The sequence below is a fragment of the Ruegeria sp. SAZA006 genome (assembly GCF_059613465.1).
This window is the reverse complement of the sequence record NZ_JBXWSO010000009.1, coordinates 43,208-60,256: the sequence shown is the minus strand read 5'-3', so window position 1 is coordinate 60,256 and position 17,049 is coordinate 43,208. Positions and strand designations below refer to the sequence as shown.

Sequence of the window (17,049 nt, the reverse complement as noted above, 5' to 3'; positions counted from 1 at the left end):
TTCGCCTTCAGGTCCGGCGTTTGGGTTCGCTGATCGAGTCGCGCTCGACCAGTTCGCATTCAAGCTTCACGAGTGGGTGCCGCTGACCGTCCGTCGGTCCGTGGAACAGCTGTTCGACGACCCAGCGTCCCATCGCCCGGGTGGGAAGGATCATCGAGGTCAGGGGCGGCGACAGGTGCCGCGCGGTTTCGTCATCGTCAAATCCGATGACTGAAATGTCCTCGGGGATGGACAGGCCAAGTTCCTTGAGAGCCTCATAGCAGCCGATGGCCATGCGGTCGTTCTGGCAGAAAATGGCGGTTGGCGGAGAGGGCAGGTCCATCAATTCCCGCGTGGCGGCGTAGCCTGCGCTGGGCAGCCAGTTGCCCTCGATGACCAAATCCTCGTCAAATGGGATGTCGGCGGAAGCCAGGGCGTTTCTGTACCCGGTCGTACGCCCGGCGGCGCATTCCATGAACGGCTCGCCGGTGATGGTGGCAATTCGTTTGTGCCCGGCCTTGATCAGGGCGTTGGTCGCCGTATGTCCGGCAGCTACTTCGCCGGGGATCACCGCAGGAAAAGAGAGGTCGTCGCAAAAGCAGTTCAACAGCAGAACCGGGGTGGCCGTCTGCCTGAGGATCTCCGGCACGACCACCCGCCGCGTAAAAACAGTCGCGTAGATGATGCCTGCAACCTGTTGGTCCAGGAAATACCTCAGCGTTCTGGGCTCGACCTCGGGGTCGTTTTGAGTCTCGGCCAGCAACACAAGATTTCCGGTGTCCCGAACGGCCTGTTTCACGCCGTTGAACGCGTTCACCATTTCGGGGCTCGACGCCAGATCATCCACGACGAAAGCGATGGTTCTGTCCAGCGCCGCGGGCCGGCGCGCGCTGTCCTGGGGTTTCCTGAGTTGAGAGGGCATGGCGTATCCAAGCGTGTTGGCGGCATCCAGGACCCGTTGCTTGGTATCCTCGGAGATCTTGACGGAATCATTCTTGTTGAGAACCAGCGAGACTGTCGTCTGCGAGCACCCGGCGACGCGCGCAATGTCGTGCATCGTCACGCGCTGCCGGCCCGCGACTCGTCCTACACCCCTGTGCTGCCCGGCTTTGTTCGCTTGATCGTTCATCGCTCAACCTTTTTGTTCGCATCCTTTTTATCGACTATGCGGAGGGCGTGCAACTAATATTAGTAGATGATAAATAATATTAGTGTTGACGAAATAATATTATTAGTGTTTTGATCGGCGGTGCGGTCGCCAGTGTGATCTGGCCGAGCAAATGCGGGAGGCGAAATTGCGGTCTGTAGTGGGGGAGTTGGGTCAAGTCGTTCGTCATTCGATGTTCATCGATGGCCGCTTTGCCGACTTTGACGCGGACGCGGTCGATGTCGAAAACCCTGCAAATGAAGAGATCGTAGCGCAGGTTCCAGATGGTGGTGCCATGCATGCCGATGCAGCGGTCGAGGCGGCCCGCCGGGCTTTTGGTGCGTGGTCTGCGCGCCCGGCGATCGAGCGGGCGCAAAAGGTCCGAAAGCTCGCCGAGGCCATTCGGGTCGACGCCGCGCGTCTGGCTGCTTTGATCACAGCCGAGCAGGGCAAGCCGATCTCGCAAGCCCGAGGTGAAGTGGATGCCGCCGTCACCTTTCTTTGCCATGCAGCTGAAGAGGCCCGGCGGATTTCGGGTGACATAGTGGCCTCGGACAACAGGTCCGAAGAAATCCAGGTACGACGCCATCCCTATGGTGTTGTCGTTGCGCTGACGGCCTGGAACTATCCCTTGGCATTGGCCGCCAGGAAAATCGGGCCAGCGCTGGTCGCGGGCAACACCGTTGTTTTGTTGGGGCATGAAATCACGCCGCTGTCGGGTCTTGCGATTGCCGAACTTGCGGACAAGGTCGGCTTTCCGCCCGGTGTTCTGAATGTTCTGACGGGGAGAGGGCCGGTGGTTGGGCAGCGGTTGGTCGAGCACCCCGATACGTCGCTGATCACGATGACCGGCAGCACGCGCGCCGGGAAAGAGATTTTTCGCACAGCGGCCGACCGGATCAAGGTTGTCCGGCTCGAGCTTGGGGGCAAAGCTCCGTTCATCGTGATGGAGGATGCGGATGTTGACGCCGCCGTTTCGGCCGCCATTGCCGCCCGGTTTGCCAATTGCGGCCAGATCTGCACCTGCAACGAGCGTATGTATCTGCATCGCGGCATTGCAGACCAGTTCTTGGAAAAATTTGTGTCAGCAGCCCGCGCATTGTCGATCGGGGATCCGATGGAGGACTGCGACCTGGGGCCCAAAGTCAGCAAGGTCGAAGTGACCAAGGTCGCCGAAATCATCCAACGCAGCATCGCAGAGGGTGCCACGGTGCATCTCGAAGGTGGGCCTTTGACGGACGGCGCGCACGGCAAAGGGCACTGGATGTCCCCGACCGTTCTCGAGGTCTCCGACAACGGCAATGCCGCGATGCAGGAGGAGGTCTTTGGTCCCGTGGCGACAGCCATGCGAGTCGATGATTTCGATCAGGCGATAGCCTTTGCAAATGACACGTCATTCGGGCTGTCCGCCTATCTCTTTACGGCATCGCACCGCCGATTGATGGAGGCCCCGAGCCGTTTGAAGTTCGGCGAACTGTACCTGAACCGTTCGAATGGCGAAGCCGTGCAGGGGTTTCACACAGGTTGGGGGCTGTCCGGGGTTGGGGGCGAAGACGGCGCCTATGGCTTCGATGGCTATCTGAGGAAACAGACGACTTACATGAATTGGGCATGACCTGAAAACTCGCGGTCAAAACGGAGGCGACCGCACCAATGGAGGAGGAATAACCATGAAACGCAGAACTCTTTTGATCTCGACGGTTGTCGCAGGTGCGCTGTTGGGCACCACGGCGATGGCACAGGATCTGCCGCCGCTTGAGCAGAAAGATCGCTACAAGGTCGGCTTTGCGCAGATGGAGTCGAACAATCCCTGGCGCATTGCCGAGACGAAATCGTTCCATGACACGGCCGAGGCCTGCGGCTGGGATCTTATCGCGACGGATGCGGCCGGATCTGCGGCCAAGCAGGTTGCGGATGTGGACAGCATGATCGCCCAAGGCATCGACGTCCTGTTCCTGCCCCCGCGGGAAGAAAAGCCGCTGATCCCGGCCGTTATGAAGGCTCGTGCCGCCGGCATTCCGACCTTTCTGGTGGACCGCTCGGTTGATCCGGCCGTCGCCAAGCCGGGCGAACATTTCGTGGCATTCCTTGGATCGGACTTCATTGATCAGGGCAACCGGGCCGCGCAATGGCTGATGGAGAATTTCGAGGGCGACAAAGGCATCATCGTCCAGTTGGAAGGCACGACAGGGTCCTCGCCTGCAAATGACCGCAAAAAGGGTTTCGACGACGCGATCGCAGCGGATGACCGTTTTGAGATCGTGGCCTCTCAGACCGGGGACTTTGCGCGCGACCTGGGTCGTCAGGTGATGGAAACCCTGCTGCAGGCGCATCCCGACGTGAACGTGGTCTACGCCCACAATGACGAGATGGCGATCGGCGCGATCCAGGCTCTTGAACTGGCCGGCCGCAAGCCCGGCGAGGACGTGACCATCGTGTCGATCGACGGGACACGCGATGCGCTTCAGGCCATCATCGACGGCAAGATGGGCGTCACGGTTGAAAGCTCGCCCTTCTTCGGCCCACTGGCCTGTGAAGTCATGAAGAAATACGCGGCTGGCGAGACGATCCCGGAATGGGTGAAAGTCGAAGATCGCATCTTTACCAAGGACAACGCGGCCGATCACATCGACGAAGCCTATTGATTCTCCCTGGTGGGTGGTGCTGGCCTGTGGTCGGCGCCGCCTGCAAGCAATCGGAGGAAGACATCTCATGAATGCGCTCGTCTCGATGTCGGGAATTGAAAAGTCCTTTGCCGGCGTACCGGCACTCAGCCAGGCCAGCCTGGAGATCGCACCGGGCGAGGTTCATGCGCTGATCGGTCAGAACGGTGCCGGCAAGTCGACGATGATCAAGGTCCTGACCGGAGTTTACGACCGGGATGCCGGAGACGTCCATCTGGCGGGTGTGCCAAGTCGCATTTCCACCCCGCGCGAAGCACAGGAATCCGGAATTGCTACGATCTATCAAGAGCTCAACCTGGTGCCGCTGCGGTCAGTGACCGAGAATATCATCATGGGGTACGAGCCCAAACGTCTCGGCTTTCTGGTCGACTGGCGCGAAGGCAACAGGCGCGCACGCGAGGTTCTTTCGCGCTTTGGCATAGATATCGACGTGACCGAGCCGCTGGGAAATTTCTCGACAGCGATCCAGCAGTTGGTTGCGATTGCGCGGGCTGTGTCATTGGACGCAAAGCTGGTCATCATGGACGAACCCACCTCGTCATTGGATGCCAGCGAGGTCAAGGTTCTGTTCGGTGTGGTGCGCGAGTTAAAGAAACAGGGCGTTTCCGTCCTGTATGTCTCGCATTTTCTCGATGAGTTGTTCCAGATCTGCGACCGGGTCACAACGATGCGAGACGGGCGTACCGTCAGCACGCGCAACGTGCAGGACACGACCAAACTGGAAATGATCGCGGACATGCTGGGCCGCAACAAGGACGAGATCGCGGCAGACGGACTCACGGACTTTGCAGGCGCCAAGGCCAAGAAAGGCGATATCGTTTTGCGGGCCGACTCTGTTTCGACAGGCCCGCGACTGACGCATTTCGACCTCACGCTCCACCGCGGGGAGATCGTTGGGCTGGGCGGGCTTCTGGGCTCAGGCCGGACCGAGGCCGCGCGCGCATTGTTCGGAGTGGATAGTGCACGCGGCGGCGCAATCGAGCTGCACGGTGCGGTCGGGCAACCGTCCGGACCGGGTGACGCGATCGCAAACGGGGTTGGCTTTCTGACCGAAGATCGCAAGGCCGAAGGGATCATTCCTGACATGTCCGTGCGCGAGAATATGACGCTGGCCCTGCTGCCGAAACTGGCCAGCCGTGGTCAGATCGACTTTGCCCGCGAGCGCGAGATCGTTCAGGCCTTCATCGACGATCTGGGTATCAAGGCGGCGCATATGGACCAACCCATTCGCGAGTTGTCCGGCGGCAACCAGCAGAAGGTACTGCTCGCCCGTTGGCTGGCGACGCAGCCAGACATCCTGATACTGGACGAACCGACCCGAGGCGTAGATGTCGGCGCCAAGCGAGAGATCCAATCGTTCATTCGGTCTTATGTCGAGAAAGGATTTGGCGTCGTCCTCATCAGTTCGGAATTCGAAGAACTGGTGGAAGGCGCCGACCGCATCGTGGTCATGCACGAAGGGCGCTCGGTCAAGGAACTGACCAACCCCGGGATTACCGAGAACATATTGGTGCGCGCGCTTGCGCATCATGAAGAAGGAACTGGTTCATGGACCGCGCAATGAAGTTGCCGCAACGGGTCGCATCGATGCCCTTCCGCTTTCATGGCGGTATCGCCGCGTTGGTCGCCCTCCTGGTGTTCAACGCGTTTTTCACCCCCAATTTCCTGCAGCTGCAGACCCTGTTCGTGAATATCAGCCAGGTTGCCACGATCGCCATCGTGGCCATGGGTATGACGCTTGTCATCGCCACGGGTGGAATTGATCTGTCGGTCGGCGCTGTCATGGCTCTGGCGGGGGCGTTGGCCCCGCTGATCTTTCTATCGGATCTGGGCGCCGCCAATCCGATGCTTGGCGTCATTTTGGCCATTGTCCTGCCACTGTTCGTCGCGGGTTTATGCGGGGTATTCAACGGCGTGATGGTTGCCGTGTTGAACGTGCAGCCCATTATTGCGACGCTCATTCTATTCATCTCGGGTCGCGGTATTGCCCAGGTTTTGACGAATGGCAACCTGCAGACATTTTCAAACCCTTCATTCAGTTATCTTGGAACCGGCAAGGTGCTTGGCTTGCCGTTCCAGGGTTGGCTGGCGCTGGCCATTGCCTGTGTGCTGTTCTGGGTGATCACCAGGACCACTTGGGGCCGCTACCTGCTGGCGATCGGCGGAAATGAACGTGCGGCCTATCTGGCGGGTGGTCCCGTCCGGCGGGTCAAGATCGGGGCCTATGTCATCTGCGCGGTGCTTGCGGGCTTGGCTGGTCTGATTGTGGTTGCGATCAACTCGGCCTCGGACGCCGCGCGCAACGGCAATCTGATGGAGCTTGACGCCATCGCGGCCGCTGTCGTTGGCGGGGCTCTTTTACAAGGCGGACGGGCGCCGATCTTTGGTGCCATACTGGGCGCCGTGATCATCCAGCTGGTCAAATATACATTGCTGGCCAACGGGGTAGAGGACGAAGTTGCACTGATCGCCAAAGCGGTCATTATTATCCTGGCCGTCTGGGTCCAGCAGTTCCGGAGGGTTTGATCGATGTTGGATGAAACGGCTTTTGACCTGCGAAAGTATCTTCGGCGCAATTCGGCTTCGGTGACGGTGTGGATCGCACTGCTGGCTTTGATCCTGTTTGGGCTGATGCGCTATGACAACTTTGGCAGCGCCTACAATTTCTCGTCTTTCCTGAACTACAACGCGATGTTCATCGCGATTGCGCTGGGTATGTGTTTTGTGATCATGACCGGCGGGATTGATCTGTCGGTTGGATCCGTTGCGGCCTTTACGTCGGTTGTTGCGGCCTATCTCAGCCCATACGGGATTCAGGTTGCGCTGCCGGGGGCCGTGCTTGCCGGGGTGGGCTTCGGAGCGATCAACGCCTTTTGCATCATCATCCTTCGTATTCCGCCCTTCATCGCCACACTGGCGACCATGCTTGCCGCAAAAGGCGGCGCATTGGTGATTTCGGGCGCCCAGACAATTTCGGTTGATTGGGGGTCGAACTTTACCAAGCTTGGCATGGGGCAGGCGTTTGGTCTGTTTCCATGGGCAATAGTCATAGTGGCCGGACTGACGCTGGTCCTGTGGCTGGTGCTGGAAAGAACAACCATCGGGCGGACCGTCTTGGCGATCGGTGGCAGCGAGGATGCCTCGAACCTCATGGGTCTGAAGGTGAATCGCGCCAAGGCTTTCGTCTACCTGCTTTCGGGCGGCTGCGCAGGGCTGGCTGGCGTCTTTCTGGCCTCGGGCTTTGGAGCCGGACAACCCCTTGAGGGCATCGGATGGGAATTGTCGGCCATCGCATCCGTCGTTGTGGGCGGCACTCTGTTGACGGGTGGAATGGGGTCGATCCCCGCGACGGTGGCCGGCGCGCTGCTGCTGGGGCTGGTCTTCAACGTTCTGAACTTTGAAAACGGTCAGGGGACCATCAGTTTCAGCGCCTATTGGCAGATGGTCATACGTGGAGGCTTTCTTTTTGTGGTCATCCTTTTACAGTCTCGGGTTATTGCCAGGCAGCAGAAGGTCTTGGGTTCGTGAATCGCATAGAAAGTGTTTCAGCGCGGCTGTTCAACGTCCCGCTCGCCGAAGTCCTGGTCGATGCCAAACATGGCGACCACACGTTCTTTCAATTGATCACCGTTACCATTCAAACGTCGGATGGGGTTGAGGGGGTTGGGTATACCTATACGGGCGGCAAGGGCGGTCATGCCATCTTGGCGATGATCCAGCATGATCTAGCGCCGTTCCTGGTTGGACAAGACGCCGAACAGATCGAAAGCCTGTACGATGCCATGCAGTGGCATGTCCACTACGTCGCACGGGGCGGGATCGCATCGTTCGCCATCTCGGCCGTGGATATTGCCCTTTGGGACATTCGTGGCAGAAGGCAGAATGCACCGCTGTGGCAAATGGCCGGCGGAGCGTCCAAACGGTGCAAGGCCTACGCCGGCGGGATCGACCTGAATTTCTCGTTGGAGAAACTGCTGCGCCAGACCGAAGGCTACCTTGCGCGTGGGTTCAACGCGGTCAAGATCAAGGTCGGTCAACCGGATCTGGCCGATGATCTGGCGCGGGCCCGGGCGGTGCGCGAAATGTTGGGGCCGGACCGGTTCTTCATGGTCGACGCGAATTACTCCATGAGCGTCGAGCAGGCCATCGTGGCAGCCCGAGGGTTCGCCGACTGCGATATCCTGTGGTTCGAGGAACCGACAATTCCAGACGACTACAAAGGCTATGGCCGAATTGCCGAAGCCACGGGCGTTCCCCTTGCCATGGGTGAAAACCTGCACACGATTCACGAATTCGAGTACGCCTTCGATGATGCGAAGCTGAGTTTCATCCAGCCCGATGCCTCAAACTGTGGCGGGATTACCGGCTGGTTGCGCGTAGCCGCGCTGAGCGCCCAGCACGGCATTCCGGTTTGTAGCCATGGCATGCAGGAGCTGCACGTCAGCCTTGTTTCTGCGCAACCCAATGCGGGTTGGCTGGAAGTACACTCATTCCCGATAGACCAGTACACGACCCGTCCGCTGGTCGTGGAAGACTGCCTGGCCGTGGCCCCGGATACGCCGGGGACCGGAGTGGAATTCGACTGGGACAAACTGAATGCGGAACACAGGGAGATGCATACATGACGACCCAGACGATCTCTGCGGCGTACTACAGGGGCAACAAGAGCTTTGCCGTGGAACAGGCCCAGGCGACGGCACCGGGCCCCGGCGAGGCCGCCATTCGCGTTGCCTATTGCGGGATTTGCGGGACGGATATGCACGTCTACCACGGCAACATGGATGCCCGTGTCGGCCTGAACCGGGTAATTGGGCATGAGATGTCCGGTGTCGTAGAAGCGGTGGGCGAGGGCGTTGATACGATAAAACCCGGCCAAAAGGTCGTCGTCCGACCGCTTGATCACTGCGGCGAGTGCCCGGCCTGCAAACGGGGGCATCAGCATATCTGTCAGAACCTCAAGTTTCTCGGCCTCGATACCGATGGTGCCATGCAAGAGATCTGGACCGTTCCGGCCCATACGTTGCACGTTCTGCCGGATGACTTGCGCATGGATCACGCGGCGCTGATCGAGCCGGTCGCCGTTGCCTGCCACGATGTGCGCTTGTCTGGCCTGCAACCTGGCGAGGACGTGGTCGTCATCGGCGGTGGCCCGATCGGCATCCTGGTTGCCATGGTTGCGCGGGACGCGGGCGGAAACGTCGTGATTTCCGAAGTGAACCCAAACCGCTTGGCCATTGCCGAAAAGCTTGGTTTTGACACGATCAACCCAATCGAAACTGATCTGGCGGCCACGATCAACGGGCGCACGGGCGACAAAGGGGCGGATGTAGTTTTCGAGGTATCGGGAACGCAGCCCGGTGTTGATGCGATGACAGCCGTTGCCGCGACGCGGGCCCGGATCGTGATGGTCGCGATCCATGCTCAAAAACCCAAGATCGACCTCTTCCAATTCTTCTGGCGAGAGCTGCAACTGATCGGTGCTCGGGTCTATGAGCCGGAGGATTACGAGAAGGCGATCGCAGTTGTCGCCTCGGGCGGAGTGGACGCGGATGTCGTGATCACTGATGTCAGCCCTCTGGCAGACATTCAGGCCGCGTTCGAAGCACTAGATCGCAGCCCAACCGCAATGAAAAGCCTGATCGAAGTAGGACCGCGTTCATGAGTGTTTTGCAAAGTTTCGACCTGACGGGAAAAACGGCCCTTGTGACCGGGTGCAAACGCGGCATCGGGCGCGGCATGGCCGAGGCATTGGCATCGGCTGGAGCAGACATCATCGGAGTGTCCGCCTCGCTCGAGCTGTCCGGCTCGGAGGTCGAAGAAGCCGTCACCGCTATGGGGCGCAATTTCCGGGCTTACCAATGCGACTTCTCGGACCGCTCTGCACTGCATGGGTTTATTGATCAGTTACGAGCCGATGGACAAACCCCTGATATCCTTGTCAACAATGCCGGTACAATCAAACGCAAACCTGCCGCCGAACACCCGGACGACTGGTGGGACGAAGTGATTGAGGTCAACCTGTCCTCTCAGTTTGTTCTGTCTCGCGAGATCGGCAAGGACATGCTGGCGCGCGGCTCGGGCAAGATCATCTTCACCGCCTCGCTGCTGACGTTTCAGGGCGGCATCACCGTGCCCGGATATGCGGCGTCGAAAGGTGGGATTGGACAGCTGACCAAGGCCTTGGCCAATGAATGGGCCGGGCAGGGTGTGAACGTGAATGCGATCGCCCCCGGCTACATCGCGACTGACAATACCCAAGCCTTGAAGGACGATCCGGTTCGATCAAAGTCGATTCTGGAACGAACACCACAAGGCCGTTGGGGTACGCCTGGTGATTTTGCCGGACCTGTAGTCTTTTTGGCTTCTGCAGCGTCGGACTACGTCAACGGTGAAATCCTTGTTGTCGACGGGGGCTGGATGGGGCGGTAACCCCGTCAACTCTCCATGTGACACAAGGCATCACGTCCCGATGTAGTGCACCTTCAATCGTCGTGTCTTGGGTGCCTCGCGATGTTCGAAGAGATACAGGCTTTGTACGCGGCCCAGCGGAAGCTGCCCCTGTTCGACCGGGATGGACACCTGCGTTTGCGTCAACAGCGCCCGCAAATGCGATGGTGCGTTGTCGTCTTCGCTCGGGCGGTGGTGATATTTGCCTGGTGATTTGGGGACCAGTTCTTCGAAGAACGTCTCGATATCCTTGACCACCTCGGGATCGGCATTGGCCTGAACCAACAGCGCGGCACCGGTGTGGACGCACCAAAGGGTCAGCAGGCCCGAGCCAAGTTCATGGTCAGACACCGCACCCTGAACCACCCCGCTGATGTCGGTGAGGGATTTGCCGGGCGTTTCAATGGACAGCTCAAAAAACTCTTGCTTCATCCATCAGATCCTTTCCTTGATTTTGCGCGAATGCGCCCAGCTTTCCGCACCCCATTCGGAATTCAACTTGGAAACTCAAGTATATGATTTGTAACGTACAATGGCGCTTCATTCATGCGAACAGGCTTTTGAACCTGTCCACACACAGACGAAACCCATCTTCGAAGTTTCCGTTGCCGGGATGATAAACGCTCTCGAAAGAAATGACGCCATCATAGTCATCGGATCGGAGCGCTTCCGCGATGGGTTGGAACAGAGGCGCAAGCTGACCTTCCCCCATACGGCGCACTTCCAGCGTTGCCCGTGGCGTGTCGACCTTTACGTCCTTGATGTGAATGTGCCCTAGATAGCCGCCGCGCAGTTCTTCGTAACCGTCCGGGTATGCCAGTTCATGGCACCAGCAGTTGTTTCCGGGGTCCCAAAGTACCTTCAACGCATCCTTTGCATCCAACTCGTCGATCAGTTTGCGGGCTGTATAGTTGGAATTGACCAGCGTGCCGTTTCCGGTTTCTACGACAAGCGTCACGCCCTCAGCCCTGGCAAGTTCAACCGCCGGCGCGATCAGCGGCGGCATCGAGTCCCATACCCCATGCGCCACGTTCCACTTCTCGGCGCCGTTTTTTCCCCAGAGTATCTGCTCTTTTCGTTGGGTCATGATCCGAACCAGCGGAGACCCCACGACATGCGCCATGTCGATCACGCGTTTCAAGGCGTCCATGTGTCGGGTGTGCAGGTCGTCACCGGGCCTGTTGGCAGCTGTCATCCCCGCGAAGATATGGCGCGACAGACACGACACAGGCTTGCCTCGGTCTCGCAAGAGCGCGTCGATCTCGGCAATTTCCTGCGGGGAATGGTCCCCGACCTCGGTGTCGCCAACGAATTGAAGCTCTGCATAGTCCAGACCGAACTCGTCCATCACGTCCACGGCATGCCGCAGATCGCGGGAAATGCCGTCGCAAATCACACCTAGTTTCATGTCCGGTTCCCTCAGCGATGCAATTCTGCGCCAACGATCTCTTCGATGACGCGGGTACACACCCAGTTGTCGCCGTTCGGGTATTTGGTTTTTCCGGCGTGAAAGATCTGCATTGCGGACGAGGCTGTATGCATCGGAACGCCCAGCGCACCGGCCAGTGCCAGAGATATCGTCAGGTCCTTGTGCATGGTTGCGATATGGCTACCGGTAGCCTCGAACTCGCGATCAATGATGTTTTCAAGGGCGGTGTTCACGACACCGCACCCCGCGCTGGAGGATGAGAACACGTCGAGCAATGCCTGACCGCTGACACCGGCTTTGGCCGCCAGAGCCGCAGCCTCGAATGTGGCGGAAAAGATCGATCCGATCAGGGATTGAAGGCAGGCTTTCACGGTTTGCCCGTCACCGGCGTTTTCTCCGACCCGGTGAATAGTTGCCGACACCGCCTGCATGACTTCGGCGTTTTGGTCCAGCACATCCGCAGCACCGGCAGCCATCATCGTCAATGTGCCGTTCTGCGCGCCGGGAAACCCACCCGAGACCGGGGTGTCGATCAGGTGGATGCCCGAACCCTCCATGTCTTGTCCGATAGCGCTTGCTTCGGCCGGAGTAATGGTCGCGGACAGGATGACCGTTCCGCCTTTGGCCATGTTCGCAACCAGGCCGTTTTCACCCAGAATGACATCGCGGGCCTGATCTCCGTTCATCACCATGACAAACACGCTGGCGGCGTGACGGCCGACCTGTCCCACGCTGTCCTTGGCCAGGCCGCCCATGTCGGTAAATGCCGCCATGCGTGTCTCGCTCAGGTCGAAACCTGATGTTTCAAAACTATCCTTGATCAGGTTCTTGGCAAGGCCGCTGCCCATGTCGCCAAGACCGATTACGCCTGCGGTTTTCATTTGGATTCCTCCCGTTTTTCCGCCATTTCCGTCTGGCAGACGTTTCGAAAAATGATGCCATAAGGCATCGGTTTTCGCGGGAGTTTCACGCGTCTTGAACAGACGTCGGGCGAGTCCGGAAGACACCCCGCTGCCCGTTTACGTACCGTAAGTAAACGAAGATTGCGGCGCTCAGGCAAGCAAAGAAGTGATACGGGCGGAAAGAAACTGCCGCATCAGACGTATCAGGAAAACGCCGCCATGATGCCGCGCAGTTCCGCCAACCCGCGCATTCGTCCGATCAGCGGATAGCCGGGAGTGCTGTGTCCGCCCAGATCGCTCAGCAGCTCTTGTCCGTGGTCGGGTCGCATCGGAATTTGCCAGTCACTACGCCCTTGAGATTTGCGGCGGCGTTGTTCGTCCATCAGCTCGCGAATGGTTCCGACCATGTCGGTGTCGCCCTCCAGATGCGGAGCCTCATAGAAATCCGGCTTCTGACTGTCCGACCCCGCGATGCGTCGGGTATTTCGCAAGTGAACAAAGTGAATCCGGTCGCCATGCCGGCGCACGAACTCCGGCCCATCGAATTCGGAGGAAACACCAAGCGATCCGGTACACAAGGTTGCGCCGTTCGCGGGCATATCAACCGCATCCAGTACGGCGCCGTAGTCCTCGGTACTGGACATGACCCGCGGCAGACCGAGCAACGAGAAGGGTGGATCATCGGGATGACAGCACAAGCGCACCCCCAATTCTTGGGCTATCGGGGCGACCTCAGACAGGAAGTCGAGGAGGTTTGCGCGCAGCCGGTCACGGTCTATCTCGGCATATGTCTGCAGCAAGCCGCGCACGTCCTCTACGCTCCACTGATCGTTGGCGCCCGGCAGCCCCGCGGTGACATTGTGCTGCAACTGGGCCTTGGATTCCTCCGACATGCGCGAAAAGCGATCCTTGGCCACTTGCTGGACGGTGTTGGAATAGTCTTCGGACGCGCCCGGACGTTCGAGAATATGTATGTCAAAAACTGCAAAATCGGTCAGGTCGAACAGCATGGCCGTTCCGCCATGCGGCTGTGGGGCACGAAGGGCGGTGCGCGTCCAATCCAGGATCGGCATGAAGTTGTAGCAAACAACTTTGATGCCACGGGCGGATAGAGCCCAGAGGCTGGACTTGTACGCCTGCAGATGCTCGGCCATGTCCGCCGACTGCGTCTTGATCGCCTCGGAGACTGGCAGGCTTTCGACAACGTCCCAACTGTACCCGGCCGCCGCCAGAACGGCCTGCCGGTCGGCGATGCTCTGTTCATCCCAAGGCTGTCCCGGCGGGATGTGATGCAGCGCGGTGACGATGCCCTGAACCCCGACTTGATGGAGATCGGCCAGGGCGATCGGATCCTCGGGTCCGAACCAACGCCAGCATTGTTTCATGGCAGCCATCCTTCATACAGTGGGTGATCGGGCCTGATGGGAAGGGCAACGCGCTGCCCGGTGCGCGCCGCGTGATAAATCGCCGTCACAAGGCCGATGGACGCAGCGCCATCCTTCAGCGTAACGGCCGAATTTGCCTCGGACCGCAGCGCCTTGCCGACTTCGGTAAAAAACCCTTCGAACCCCGTTGGCTCGGCAGCGGCGGCTGCAAGAGCCGCGTCGATAGCGGCTTGATCCGCCGGGTCCCGCGCGACGAATGACCAGGGCGTTTGACCCGGGGCATAAGGTTCGGTGCCAGAGGTGGCGGTCAATTTTTCAAAGACGAACCGCAGGCGGGTTTCGTCCGTGGCAGCGCCCAAGGTGATATTGCTTGTGCACAAGGCTCCGGAAGCCATGCCAAAGCAGATTGCGGCACAGTCTTCGGTCTCGATCGGGTTGACCCGCGTTGTGGTCATTGCAGACACCCAGGCGATATCGCCCGCAATATGTGTCAGCAGATCATGGTTGTGGATGGCATGGCCCAGAACCGCGCCGCCGCGTTCACCGGCCCATGTTCCCCGCCACGGCACCGCGTAATAGTCCGCCCCTCGGGACCAATGGGTTTCAAGCGCGGCAGTTTGGACCGCTCCGGTCAGGCCTGCGCGTTGCAGGTGGCGCAGTTGGGCCAATGACGTGCCCCACCGGTATTGAAAAACCGGAAACACATGCTTGCCCGCGTTGCGTGCGGCTGCCGTGATCCGATCCACATCCCGCATCGAGGTCGCAAGAGGCTTTTCGCAGACAACGTGTTTTCCTGCGGCCAGTGCCGCAAGCGTGGTTGGTACATGCAGATGCGGCGGCAGGCAGATGTCGATGACATCAATCGTCGGATCATCCAGAGCGTCCTGAATGTTGGTCAGTGTTCGAAAACCCGAGTTCTGTCGTATCTGTTCGATCCGGTCCGTGTTCTGGTCGACCACGGCGGCTACGCGAAAGGTGCCGTCAAGTTGTTCCAAAGCGTCCAGATGTTGCGCACCGATACCTGCGCCGAGGATCGCAACGTTGATCATCCGCGTTCCGCCATTTCCTGCGCGCGCAGTGCCAGTTCCATGACTGTAAAGCAGTGGGTCTGCGTCATTGCGGTTTCAGTCCGGTTGCGAATGTCATCGGCCAGGCGCGCAAAGTAGGGAAGGCCGGCGTCGGATGCGTCGATCTTTTGGCAGGTTTCTCCGTTGACGAGGATCAGATGATCTGTCCCCGTGGCTCCACCCACGTCGACGTATTTCCGCAACTCGATATAGCCTTCGGTGCCCAGGATCGTCAGACGGCCATCCCCCCAGTTTGGCAGGGCATCCGGCGTAAACCAGTCAACCCGGATGTACCCGGTGCCATTCTCGCCGCGCAGATTGACCTCGCCGAAATCCTGCAATCCGGGATCTTTCGGGTTTGCGTAGTTCGCCACGTAGGCGTTCGTGATTTCTGCGGTTTCCGAACCTGTGTAGTGCAGGAACTGATCGATCTGATGTGAGGCGATGTCGGTCAGAATGCCGCCATAGCGGTCACGCCGGAAAAACCATTCCGGCCGGGTTGCCCGGTTCAATCGGTGCGGGCCAAGTCCGACCGTCTGGACCACGCGCCCGATGGCACCGGCCTCGACCAGCTCGGTGGCCCGGGTGCTGACGGGCGTTTCGAACCGCTCCGAAAAGTTCACCGACCAGATCCGACCGGTGTCCGCAACCGTTCGCTTGATCTGGTCGAGTTGCTCGAACGTCGTGCAGCCCGGCTTGTCGCTCATGACATCCATGCCGTTCTGCATCGCGCGGACCGCCAACGCGGCCCTATCTGCCGGTATCGCTGAAATCAGCGCCAGATCCGCCCCGCTAGTCAGGGCGTCTTCCAGTCGGGCCAGCCGCGAAATATCGGGAAACCTTTTTACGTATCCCGCCAGCGTCTCCGGATCGCCCTGTGTCCAATAGCCAACGCAGTCCACGCCGATTTTGCGCATGTTTTCCGTCATGCCATAGATATGGCGGTGGTCCAGGCCAAGGGCGACGCAGGTCAGGCTCATGAGATGACTCGTGTTTTCTGGCCGGTTCGATTGGCGATCTGCATCGCGTCGATGACGGCGTGGGTCAAAAGGGCACTGCGTCCGGTGGCCATAGGTTGTGTTCCACTGGAAACGGCCTTGGCGAAGTCCTCGATGACCGCCTGGTGCCAGGCATGTGTGAACGCCATGGGATCGGCCCCTCCGCCTGTGGCGGCGGATTCGCCGACCGTGGATTCCCGGCCGTCGAAAGTGGTCACGGTCAGGACACCTGGCTCCAGATGCGCTTTGGCGCGCGTGCCCTGGATCGTGATGGACTCAGCAGCCCCGGGATATTCGGCGGTAGTTGCCATCAACGTTCCCACCGCGCCGTTGTCCATTTCAAAGACTGCACCCGCCCAATCCTCGGCCTCGAGATTGTGTAGTGGAGTTTTTCTCATCACGGCCTGAATGTCCGAGATCGGCCCCAGCAGCCACATCGCAAGGTCAAGCGTGTGGATCGCCTGCGAAATCATGACGCCGCCACCGTCGCGTGCATAAGTGCCGCGACCCGGTTCGTCATAGTAGCTCTGATCGCGCCACCAGGGGACACGGATTTCCACCGTGGCGATCGTGCCCAGTTCCCCCTGTTCGATGGCCGATTTCAGCGCATGCGAGGCGGCGCGGGCGCGGTGCTGAAAAACGATGCCCAGCGGTACGCCAGACACCTCGCACTGCTCGACAATGGCTTTCGCGGCGCCCAGCGTTCTTTCAATGGGCTTTTCCATCAGGATCGGCTTCGAAGCGGTCGAGAGAATCCGTACCAACTCTGTGCGCTGATCAGGCGGGGTTGCGATGATCGCAAAGTCGACGTTTGGGTCGTTTGCGATTTCCTCGACCGAGACGAATGCGCGGGTCTCGTTTCGCCGCGCGAACTCAGCTGTTTTTTCAAGATTGCGCCCGAGGACTCCGGCAAGACTGAGGCCTTGATCCGATGCCCGAATGGCGGCGACATGCGTGCCAGAAACCATCCCCAAACCAATCAGCGCAATATTCATTCAGTCCCCCGGATCA

At 59.5% G+C, this 17,049-nt stretch carries 16 protein-coding genes; 8 read left to right on the top strand and 8 right to left on the bottom strand.

The window, feature by feature from the left end:
• Positions 1–7: 7 nt before the first annotated feature.
• Positions 8–1,108: a LacI family DNA-binding transcriptional regulator gene (locus tag AC2FNZ_RS09340; RefSeq protein WP_496840342.1), complete on the bottom strand. Its 1,101-nt coding sequence runs from the start codon at positions 1,106–1,108 to the stop codon at positions 8–10.
• A gap of 166 nt (positions 1,109–1,274) precedes the next feature.
• Here AC2FNZ_RS09340 and AC2FNZ_RS09335 point away from each other — a divergent pair, with 166 nt between their 5' ends.
• From AC2FNZ_RS09335 to AC2FNZ_RS09300, 8 genes are all read left to right on the top strand, one after another.
• Complete coding sequence (locus AC2FNZ_RS09335; protein WP_496840341.1) at positions 1,275–2,741, top strand: aldehyde dehydrogenase family protein; 1,467 nt, start codon at positions 1,275–1,277, stop codon at positions 2,739–2,741.
• Positions 2,742–2,796: 55 nt separating this feature from the next.
• Positions 2,797–3,771 (top strand): ABC transporter substrate-binding protein, encoded by a 975-nt coding sequence (locus tag AC2FNZ_RS09330; protein ID WP_093961695.1) that lies wholly within the window; start codon positions 2,797–2,799, stop codon positions 3,769–3,771.
• A 67-nt stretch (positions 3,772–3,838) separates the two neighbouring features.
• Positions 3,839–5,374 (top strand): sugar ABC transporter ATP-binding protein, encoded by a 1,536-nt coding sequence (locus tag AC2FNZ_RS09325; protein ID WP_496840340.1) that lies wholly within the window; start codon positions 3,839–3,841, stop codon positions 5,372–5,374.
• Entirely contained in the window at positions 5,359–6,336 is a 978-nt protein-coding gene (locus tag AC2FNZ_RS09320; RefSeq protein ID WP_496840338.1) for an ABC transporter permease, read from the top strand. The genes AC2FNZ_RS09325 and AC2FNZ_RS09320 overlap by 16 nt, the downstream gene beginning before the upstream one ends.
• Before the next feature lie 3 nt (positions 6,337–6,339).
• A complete protein-coding gene (locus tag AC2FNZ_RS09315; protein WP_142634806.1) occupies positions 6,340–7,338 on the top strand; it encodes an ABC transporter permease in 999 nt (332 codons plus the stop codon).
• Positions 7,335–8,435 (top strand): mandelate racemase/muconate lactonizing enzyme family protein, encoded by a 1,101-nt coding sequence (locus tag AC2FNZ_RS09310; RefSeq protein WP_496840337.1) that lies wholly within the window; start codon positions 7,335–7,337, stop codon positions 8,433–8,435. The genes AC2FNZ_RS09315 and AC2FNZ_RS09310 overlap by 4 nt, the downstream gene beginning before the upstream one ends.
• Entirely contained in the window at positions 8,432–9,472 is a 1,041-nt protein-coding gene (locus AC2FNZ_RS09305) for a zinc-dependent alcohol dehydrogenase (RefSeq protein WP_496840336.1), read from the top strand. Before AC2FNZ_RS09310 ends, AC2FNZ_RS09305 begins: the two co-directional genes overlap by 4 nt.
• Positions 9,469–10,239, top strand: a complete 771-nt coding sequence (locus tag AC2FNZ_RS09300; protein WP_496840335.1) for an SDR family oxidoreductase — start codon at positions 9,469–9,471, stop codon at positions 10,237–10,239. Before AC2FNZ_RS09305 ends, AC2FNZ_RS09300 begins: the two co-directional genes overlap by 4 nt.
• A 30-nt stretch (positions 10,240–10,269) precedes the next feature.
• On the opposite strand, the gene AC2FNZ_RS09295 is transcribed toward AC2FNZ_RS09300, so the two are convergent.
• The 7 genes from AC2FNZ_RS09295 to AC2FNZ_RS09265 all read right to left on the bottom strand — a co-directional run bounded on the left by AC2FNZ_RS09295 (position 10,270) and on the right by AC2FNZ_RS09265 (position 17,033).
• On the bottom strand, positions 10,270–10,689 hold the full coding sequence (locus AC2FNZ_RS09295) for a secondary thiamine-phosphate synthase enzyme YjbQ (protein ID WP_170441776.1): 420 nt from the start codon (positions 10,687–10,689) through the stop codon (positions 10,270–10,272).
• A gap of 112 nt (positions 10,690–10,801) precedes the next feature.
• Positions 10,802–11,665, bottom strand: coding sequence for a sugar phosphate isomerase/epimerase family protein (locus AC2FNZ_RS09290; protein ID WP_496840334.1), 864 nt, complete (start codon positions 11,663–11,665; stop codon positions 10,802–10,804).
• An 11-nt stretch (positions 11,666–11,676) separates the two neighbouring features.
• Positions 11,677–12,567, bottom strand: coding sequence for an NAD(P)-dependent oxidoreductase (locus tag AC2FNZ_RS09285; RefSeq protein ID WP_496840333.1), 891 nt, complete (start codon positions 12,565–12,567; stop codon positions 11,677–11,679).
• Between the two features lie 224 nt (positions 12,568–12,791).
• A complete protein-coding gene (gene uxuA / locus AC2FNZ_RS09280; RefSeq protein WP_496840331.1) occupies positions 12,792–13,973 on the bottom strand; it encodes a mannonate dehydratase in 1,182 nt (393 codons plus the stop codon).
• Positions 13,970–15,022 carry a Gfo/Idh/MocA family protein gene (locus AC2FNZ_RS09275; RefSeq protein ID WP_496840330.1) on the bottom strand — a complete coding sequence of 351 codons (1,053 nt, stop codon included), beginning with the start codon at positions 15,020–15,022 and terminating at the stop codon, positions 13,970–13,972. The genes uxuA and AC2FNZ_RS09275 overlap by 4 nt, the downstream gene beginning before the upstream one ends.
• Positions 15,019–16,020, bottom strand: a complete 1,002-nt coding sequence (locus tag AC2FNZ_RS09270; RefSeq protein ID WP_496840329.1) for a Gfo/Idh/MocA family protein — start codon at positions 16,018–16,020, stop codon at positions 15,019–15,021. Before AC2FNZ_RS09270 ends, AC2FNZ_RS09275 begins: the two co-directional genes overlap by 4 nt.
• A complete protein-coding gene (locus AC2FNZ_RS09265; RefSeq protein ID WP_496840328.1) occupies positions 16,017–17,033 on the bottom strand; it encodes a Gfo/Idh/MocA family protein in 1,017 nt (338 codons plus the stop codon). Before AC2FNZ_RS09265 ends, AC2FNZ_RS09270 begins: the two co-directional genes overlap by 4 nt.
• Positions 17,034–17,049 lie beyond the last annotated feature (16 nt).

What these genes read in the sequence shown, in the direction of transcription:
- AC2FNZ_RS09340 (WP_496840342.1), bottom strand. Translation starts at nt 1,108, where the DNA reads ATGAACGATCAAGCGAACAAAGCCGGGCAGCACAGGGGTGTAGGACGA.
- AC2FNZ_RS09330 (WP_093961695.1), top strand. Translation starts at nt 2,797, where the DNA reads ATGAAACGCAGAACTCTTTTGATCTCGACGGTTGTCGCAGGTGCGCTG.
- AC2FNZ_RS09325 (WP_496840340.1), top strand. Translation starts at nt 3,839, where the DNA reads ATGAATGCGCTCGTCTCGATGTCGGGAATTGAAAAGTCCTTTGCCGGC.
- AC2FNZ_RS09320 (WP_496840338.1), top strand. Translation starts at nt 5,359, where the DNA reads ATGGACCGCGCAATGAAGTTGCCGCAACGGGTCGCATCGATGCCCTTC.
- AC2FNZ_RS09315 (WP_142634806.1), top strand. Translation starts at nt 6,340, where the DNA reads ATGTTGGATGAAACGGCTTTTGACCTGCGAAAGTATCTTCGGCGCAAT.
- AC2FNZ_RS09305 (WP_496840336.1), top strand. Translation starts at nt 8,432, where the DNA reads ATGACGACCCAGACGATCTCTGCGGCGTACTACAGGGGCAACAAGAGC.
- AC2FNZ_RS09300 (WP_496840335.1), top strand. Translation starts at nt 9,469, where the DNA reads ATGAGTGTTTTGCAAAGTTTCGACCTGACGGGAAAAACGGCCCTTGTG.
- AC2FNZ_RS09295 (WP_170441776.1), bottom strand. Translation starts at nt 10,689, where the DNA reads ATGAAGCAAGAGTTTTTTGAGCTGTCCATTGAAACGCCCGGCAAATCC.
- AC2FNZ_RS09290 (WP_496840334.1), bottom strand. Translation starts at nt 11,665, where the DNA reads ATGAAACTAGGTGTGATTTGCGACGGCATTTCCCGCGATCTGCGGCAT.
- AC2FNZ_RS09285 (WP_496840333.1), bottom strand. Translation starts at nt 12,567, where the DNA reads ATGAAAACCGCAGGCGTAATCGGTCTTGGCGACATGGGCAGCGGCCTT.
- uxuA (WP_496840331.1), bottom strand. Translation starts at nt 13,973, where the DNA reads ATGAAACAATGCTGGCGTTGGTTCGGACCCGAGGATCCGATCGCCCTG.
- AC2FNZ_RS09275 (WP_496840330.1), bottom strand. Translation starts at nt 15,022, where the DNA reads ATGATCAACGTTGCGATCCTCGGCGCAGGTATCGGTGCGCAACATCTG.
- AC2FNZ_RS09270 (WP_496840329.1), bottom strand. Translation starts at nt 16,020, where the DNA reads ATGAGCCTGACCTGCGTCGCCCTTGGCCTGGACCACCGCCATATCTAT.
- AC2FNZ_RS09265 (WP_496840328.1), bottom strand. Translation starts at nt 17,033, where the DNA reads ATGAATATTGCGCTGATTGGTTTGGGGATGGTTTCTGGCACGCATGTC.